Raw genomic sequence first — 512 nt, forward strand, 5'->3', positions numbered from 1 at the left:
GATCAAGCTCTGGAAACTGGTTTGTGGGCATTCAAATCACAATGAACAACACCAACAAATTCAGTTAGCTTTGGTGTTGATTACGCTTGGTATTTTTTGATAACCAATGTTGCGTTGGTACCACCGAAGCCAAAGCTGTTTGACATGACTGTCGTTAGCTCTGCGTCGCGAGCTTCTGTCACGATATCCAGACCTTTTGCCGCTTCATCCAAGTTTTCAATATTGATGCTTGGCGCGATGAAGTTGTTGTCTAGCATTAGAGTCGAGTAAATCGCTTCGTGAACACCAGCCGCACCTAGAGCGTGACCTGTCATCGCTTTTGTTGCAGAGATTGCTGGGCTGTTGTCGCCAAATAGCTCTTGGATTGCGCCTAGCTCTTTTACGTCGCCAACTGGAGTAGACGTACCGTGAGTGTTAACGTAATCAATGCTGTCAACGTCTTGCATTGCCATCTTCATACAACGCACAGCGCCTTCACCTGAAGGTGCTACCATGTCGTAGCCATCAGAAGT

The 512-nt window shown here is 46.9% G+C and carries 1 pseudogene; it reads right to left on the reverse strand.

Going from position 1 to position 512, the window contains the following annotated elements:
- Positions 1-80 precede the first annotated feature (80 nt).
- Positions 81-512: pseudogene (locus tag R8O11_RS31420) on the reverse strand (beta-ketoacyl-ACP synthase I); the annotation flags it as partial.

The organism is Vibrio sp. 1288, assembly GCF_033344475.1.